Annotated in this window: 6 protein-coding genes; 5 read left to right on the top strand and 1 reads right to left on the bottom strand. The window is 72.3% G+C overall.

Annotation, left to right across the window (positions count from 1 at the left end):
• Positions 1-246 precede the first annotated feature (246 nt).
• The 5 genes from ACIQUQ_RS31525 (at position 247) to mug (ending at position 5,590) form a co-directional block, all read left to right on the top strand.
• Positions 247-1,596, top strand: coding sequence for a hemolysin family protein (locus tag ACIQUQ_RS31525; protein ID WP_403982806.1), 1,350 nt, complete (start codon positions 247-249; stop codon positions 1,594-1,596).
• The gene (locus ACIQUQ_RS31520) at positions 1,593-2,612 is read left to right on the top strand and encodes a hemolysin family protein (protein ID WP_403982803.1); all 1,020 of its coding nucleotides are present in this window, start codon (positions 1,593-1,595) and stop codon (positions 2,610-2,612) included. Before ACIQUQ_RS31525 ends, ACIQUQ_RS31520 begins: the two co-directional genes overlap by 4 nt.
• An 84-nt stretch (positions 2,613-2,696) precedes the next feature.
• Positions 2,697-3,476 carry an SGNH/GDSL hydrolase family protein gene (locus tag ACIQUQ_RS31515; protein WP_403982800.1) on the top strand — a complete coding sequence of 260 codons (780 nt, stop codon included), beginning with the start codon at positions 2,697-2,699 and terminating at the stop codon, positions 3,474-3,476.
• Between the two features lie 135 nt (positions 3,477-3,611).
• The gene (gene purB, locus ACIQUQ_RS31510; protein ID WP_403982797.1) at positions 3,612-5,045 is read left to right on the top strand and encodes an adenylosuccinate lyase; all 1,434 of its coding nucleotides are present in this window, start codon (positions 3,612-3,614) and stop codon (positions 5,043-5,045) included.
• The gene (gene mug / locus ACIQUQ_RS31505) at positions 5,042-5,590 is read left to right on the top strand and encodes a G/U mismatch-specific DNA glycosylase (RefSeq protein WP_403982823.1); all 549 of its coding nucleotides are present in this window, start codon (positions 5,042-5,044) and stop codon (positions 5,588-5,590) included. Before purB ends, mug begins: the two co-directional genes overlap by 4 nt.
• 41 nt (positions 5,591-5,631) lie before the next feature.
• Here mug and ACIQUQ_RS31500 read toward each other — a convergent pair whose 3' ends face one another.
• On the bottom strand, positions 5,632-6,069 hold the full coding sequence (locus ACIQUQ_RS31500; protein ID WP_403982795.1) for a hypothetical protein: 438 nt from the start codon (positions 6,067-6,069) through the stop codon (positions 5,632-5,634).
• Positions 6,070-6,108 lie beyond the last annotated feature (39 nt).

The raw sequence follows: 6,108 nt of genomic DNA, 5'->3' as shown, positions 1-6,108 counted from the left end.
GGCTGCACTGGTACAACTACCACCGACCCCATACCGGGATCGGCGGCCAAACACCCGCCAGCCGCGGCACCAACCTGCCCGGACAACACACCTAGCCGCTTTGCCTGTCCTTTACTATGGGGTGACCGTATGAACGACCACCCCGGCATTCGAAAGGTGTGAGCGTCCGCCCATGGGCGAGCCTCCCAGTACCCGACATCGCGCGATACCCCTCCTCCTGGCTGATCATGGGACGGAGGTGAACCGATGACCGAAGTGCTTCTGCTGGCCGTGGCGCTCCTGCTCTGCGTCGCCTGCGGCGCCTTCGTGGCCGCGGAGTTCTCGCTGACCACGGTCGAGCGCAGTGAGCTCGAGCGGGCGGTCGAGCGCGGGGACCGCGGTGCCGCGAGCGCCCTCAAGGCGGTGCGCAGCCTCACCTTCCAGCTCTCCGGCGCCCAGCTCGGCATCACGGTCACCAACCTGGTCATCGGCATGCTCTCCGAGCCGTCCATCGCCAAGCTGCTGAGCGGCCCGTTCGAGGACATGGGCCTCTCGGAGACGACGGCCTCCTCGGTGGCGCTGGTGCTGGGCACCGCCCTGTCGACCGTGGTGCTGATGGTCGTGGGCGAGCTGGTGCCCAAGAACTGGGCGATCTCCTCGCCGCTCAGCGTGGCCCGGCACGTGGCCACGCCCCAGCGGGTCTTCAGCGCGGCCTTCAAGCCCCTCATCGGGCACCTCAACACCACCGCGAACCACGTGGTGCGGCGCTTCGGCATGGAGCCGGCCGAGGAGCTGGCCTCCGCACGCACCCCGCAGGAGCTGGTGGCGCTGGCGCGGCACTCCGCGAAGGCGGGCGCGCTGGAGAAGGACACGGCCGAGCTGTTCGTGCGGACACTGAACCTGGCCGACCTGACCGCGGAGAACGTGATGACCCCGCGCGTGCAGGTGACGGCGCTCGACGTGCAGACCACGGCGGAGGACGTGGCGAACGCGACCATGGCCACCGGTCTGTCGCGGTTCCCCGTGTACCGGGGCAGCCTCGACACCGTGGTCGGCACGGTGCACATCAAGGACGTGCTGGCTCTCCCCGCCGAGCAGCGGCACCGGTACCCGGTGTCCCAGCTGCTGCGCGAGCCGCTGCTGGTGCCCGAGTCGCTGACCGTGGACCGGCTGCTGGACCGGCTGTCGGGCCGGCAGACGATGGCCGTGGTGATCGACGAGTACGGCGGCACGGCGGGCGTGGCCACCCTGGAGGACATCGTCGAGGAGGTCGTCGGCGAGGTCCGCGACGAGCACGACCCGCACGAGACCCCCGACCTGGCCCCGGCGGGCACCGACGCCAACGGCCGCAGGCTGTACTCGGCCGACGGCGCGGCCCGCACGGACCAGCTCGAACGCATCGGGCTCCGGGCTCCGGAGGGGCCGTACGAGACGCTGGCCGGACTGATAGCCACCGAGCTGGGCCGGATCCCGGCCGTCGGCGACAGCCTGGAGATGGACGGCTGGAAGGTGGACGTGGTGGACGCCAGCGGCAGGCGGGCGGCCCGCGTGCTGCTGCACGCCCCGGTCACCGGCGGTGCCGGTGAGGGCGAGCGAGGGACGGGGACGGACCGATGACCGCGGTACAGCTGCTGATCGGCTTCCTGACACTGGTCGTGAACGCCTTCTTCGTCGGCGCCGAGTTCGCGCTGATCTCGGTGCGGCGCAGCCAGATCGAGCCCTATGCGGAGCGCGGCGACCGTCGTGCGCGCAGCGTGCTGTGGGGCCTGGAGCACGTGTCGGCGCTGATGGCGGCCGCGCAGCTCGGCATCACGCTCTGCACCCTGGTGCTGGGTGTCGTCGCCGAGCCGGCCATCGAGCACCTGCTGACGCCGGTGTTCGACTTCTTCGGGGTGCCGGACGGGCTGACCCACGCGATCTCCTTCGTGGTCGCCCTGGCCCTGGCCACCTACCTGCACATGCTCTTCGGCGAGATGGTGCCGAAGAACATGGCACTGGCCGAGCCGGTGCGCACTGCGCTGCTCCTCGGGCCGCCGCTGGTGACGCTGACGCGGGCGCTGAAGCCGGTGATCTTCGCGATCAACGCCTTCGCCAACGCGCTGTTGAAGCTGCTGCGGGTGGAGACGAAGAACGAGGTGTCCGCGACCTTCTCCGACGACGAGCTGGCACGGATCGTGAGGGACTCCAGCGAGGCCGGGCTGATCGACGGACGGGCCAGCGAGCGCCTGCACGACGCGCTGGAGCTGGGCCGGCGCCCGGTGACCGACGTGGTGCTTCCCGAGGAGCGGGTGGTCACCGCCCACGAGGGGATCACCCCCGAGGAGCTGGAGCGGCTGTCGGCCTCCAGCGGGTACTCCCGCTTCCCGGTGATCGACGACCAGCGCCGGATCCTGGGGTACCTGCACGTCAAGGACGCGCTGGACGCCGCGGAGCGGGACCGGGCCTTCCCCGCCCAGGCGCTGCGGCCGATCGCCCAGGTGCGGGCGGAGACCCCGCTGGACGACGTGCTGACCGCCATGCGGCGCAGCCGGACCCACCTGGCGGCCGTGCTCGGCGCCGACGGGGCACTCGCCGGTCTGGTCACCATGGAGGACGTGCTGCGGGAGCTGTTCGGCAACGCCCCGGCCACCTGAACCCGCGCCCCCGGAGCCGGCGGGCCCCTCGGGGTCCGGGTTCCGGGGGCGCCGGACCGAACCGCGCGGTAACATCGCACCGCCATGAAAATGAATGCCTCGTACACCAGTTTCGTCGCCGTCGGAGACTCCTTCACGGAGGGGATGTCCGACCGGCTGCCGGACGGCACGTACCGGGGCTGGGCCGATCTGCTGGCGGCGAGGCTGGCCGCCCGCGAGCCGGACTTCCGGTACGCGAACCTCGCCGTGCGCGGGAAGCTCATCGGCCAGATCGTCGAGGAGCAGGTGGACGCCGCGGCCGCGATGCGCGCCGACGTCGTCACCCTGGTGGGCGGGCTGAACGACACGCTCCGGCCCAAGTGCGACATGGGCCGGGTCAAGGGCCTCCTGGAGGAGGCCGTCGGGAAGCTCGCCCCCTCCTGCGACCGCCTGGTGCTGATGCGCTCCCCCGGCCGCAACGGTCCGGTGATGGAGCGCTTCCGCCCCCGGATGGAGGAGCTGTTCGCCTTCATCGCGGAGCTGTCGGCGCGCTACGACACGCTCGTGGTCGACCTCTACGGGGCGCCCGCGCTCGCCGACCCGCGCCTCTGGGACGTGGACCGGCTCCACCTGACCGCGGACGGGCACCGGCGGGTGGCCGAGGCGGTCTGGCAGACCCTGGGGCTGCCTCCCGAGGAGGACTGGCGCACCGAGCTGCCGCCCTCCCTGCCGCCGGGCTGGGCGGCGCGCCGGGCCGCCGACGCGCGCTTCGCCCGCGAGCACCTGCTGCCCTGGATCGGGCGGCGGCTCAGCGGCCGCTCCTCGGGCGACGGCCTGCCGCCCAAGCGCCCCGACCTCCTGCCGTACGACGCCCGGCGGCCCTAGGGGCGTGTCGGGGGCCGCGGGGCCCGCGGCAGCGGAGGCCGGGCTTCCGGTGGGCGCCGGGCGCGCCCTCTCGTAGCAAGCCACAATCGGGGGCGGGGCGCTGGCCTGCGCGAACCGACAGTAGAATCCGTTTACGTGACAGCCAAGCCCCGCATCCCCAATGTCCTGGCCGGCCGCTACGCCTCCGCGGAGCTCGCCGTCCTGTGGTCCCCCGAGTACAAGGTGACGCTGGAGCGTCGGCTGTGGCTCGCCGTGCTGCGTGCGCAGAAGGACCTCGGTATCGAGGTGCCGGACGCGGCCCTCGCCGACTACGAGCGCGTCCTGGAGCAGGTCGACCTCGCCTCCATCGCCGAGCGCGAGAAGGTCACCCGGCATGACGTGAAGGCCCGCATCGAGGAGTTCAACGCCCTCGCCGGCCACGAGCACGTCCACAAGGGCATGACCTCGCGCGACCTCACCGAGAACGTCGAGCAGCTCCAGATCCGCCTCTCCCTCGAACTGGTCCGCGACCGCACCGTGGCCGTGCTGACCCGCCTGGGCAAGCTGGCCGGCGAGCACGCCGAGCTCGTGATGGCGGGCCGCTCCCACAACGTCGCGGCGCAGGCCACCACCCTGGGCAAGCGCTTCGCCACCGCGGCGGACGAGCTGCTGGTCGCCTACGCCCGCCTCGAGGACCTTCTCGGCCGGTACCCGCTGCGCGGCATCAAGGGCCCCGTCGGCACGGCGCAGGACATGCTGGACCTCCTCGGCGGCGACGCCGGCAAGCTCGCCGAGCTGGAGCAGCGGATCGCCGGCCACCTGGGCTTCGGTCACGCCTTCACCTCCGTGGGCCAGGTCTACCCCCGCTCCCTCGACTACGACGTGGTCACCGCACTGGTGCAGCTGGCCGCCGCCCCGTCCTCGATCGCGAAGACGGTCCGGCTGATGGCCGGCCACGAGCTGGTGACCGAGGGCTTCAAGCCGGGCCAGGTCGGCTCCTCGGCGATGCCGCACAAGATGAACACCCGCTCCTGCGAGCGCGTCAACGGCTTCATGATCATCCTGCGCGGTTACGCCTCGATGACCGGCGAGCTCGCGGGCGACCAGTGGAACGAGGGCGACGTCTCCTGCTCCGTGGTCCGCCGCGTGGCCCTGCCCGACGCGTTCTTCGCGCTGGACGGCCTGATGGAGACCTTCCTGACGGTGCTCGACGAGTTCGGCGCCTTCCCCGCCGTCGTGGCCCGCGAGCTGGACCGCTACCTCCCCTTCCTCGCCACCACCAAGGTCCTGATGGGCGCGGTGCGTGCCGGTGTCGGCCGCGAGGTCGCGCACGAGGTCATCAAGGAGCACGCCGTGGCGTCCGCCCTGGCGATGCGCGAGCAGGGCGCCGAGCGCAACGAGCTGCTGGACAAGCTCGCCGCCGACGAGCGCATCCCGCTGGACCGCGCCCAGCTGGACGCCCTGATGGCCGACAAGCTGTCCTTCACCGGTGCCGCCGGCGACCAGGTCGCCACGGTGGTCTCCCGCATCGAGGAGATCGCCAAGCAGCACCCGGAGGCCGCCGCCTACGCGCCGGGGTCGATCCTCTGACCCCCGAAGAGCTGGCCGCCGCCCGTGACCGCGTCCTCCCGGACGTGGTCGCGGGCGGTCTGCGCGTGCTGTTCTGCGGCATCAACCCCGGCCTGCTCTCCGCCGCCACCGGCCACCACTTCGCCCGCCCGGGCAACCGCTTCTGGCCGGTGCTCCACCTGTCGGGCTTCACCCCCCGCCGCCTCGCCCCCGCCGAGCAGGACGAACTGCTGACCTACCGGCTGGGCATCACCAACGTCGTGGCCCGGGCCACCGCGCGGGCCGACGAGCTGAGCGCCGAGGAGTTCATCGAGGGCGGCCGCATCCTGACCGCCAAGGTGGAGGAGCTCCGCCCCCAGTGGCTGGCGGTCGTCGGCGTCACCGCCTACCGCACCGCCTTCGGGGAACGCCGCGCCAAGATCGGCCCCCAGGAGCGCACCATCGGCTCCACCCGCATCTGGGCCCTGCCCAACCCCAGCGGCCTCAACGCCCACTGGACCGCGGAATCCATGGCGGAGGAGTACGCCCGCCTCCGCGCCGCCGCGGAAACCGACCCCCTCGCCTGACCACCCCCCTCGTTTCCCCTTCTCCCGTGGCTCCCCCGGCGCTACGGCAGGTCCACCTCGGTGACCGCCGCCATCAGGAGCCAGGGCTGGTCCTCGCCCCAGCGCGCCGCGCACACCGCGATCCAGCGCCCGTCCACCCACCAGAGGTGGACGTGGTCGGTGAGCCCGCACAGCTCGGACCAGGGCTCCGGCATCTCCCCGGTCAGGACCATCCGCTCCAGTCTCGCGGCCAGTCCCAACTGCTGCGGCTCCCCCCAGCGTGCGGTCAGGACCCCTACGAGCGCTCCGTAATCCGCCGCGACCTGCTCGTCGTGGCCGGCCCGCAGCGCGGCGTCCTCGTCCGCCTCCCACTGGGCAACGCCCAGCTCGGCGAGGTGGTACCCGGGCCCGCTCCGGATACCGTCCTCCCGTCCCGCACCGACCGGGAAAGCGAGCCTCCGCATCCGGTCGATGGTCTCCAGCTGCTGTGCCGTGGTCATACCGTCAGTAAAGCTGCCCCCACTGACAACTGGCCTGGC

The organism is Streptomyces sp. NPDC101118 (assembly GCF_044759445.1).
GTDB lineage: Bacteria > Actinomycetota > Actinomycetes > Streptomycetales > Streptomycetaceae > Streptomyces.
The sequence above is the reverse complement of the archived record's forward strand: the minus strand, read 5'-3'. Positions and strand labels throughout refer to the sequence as shown.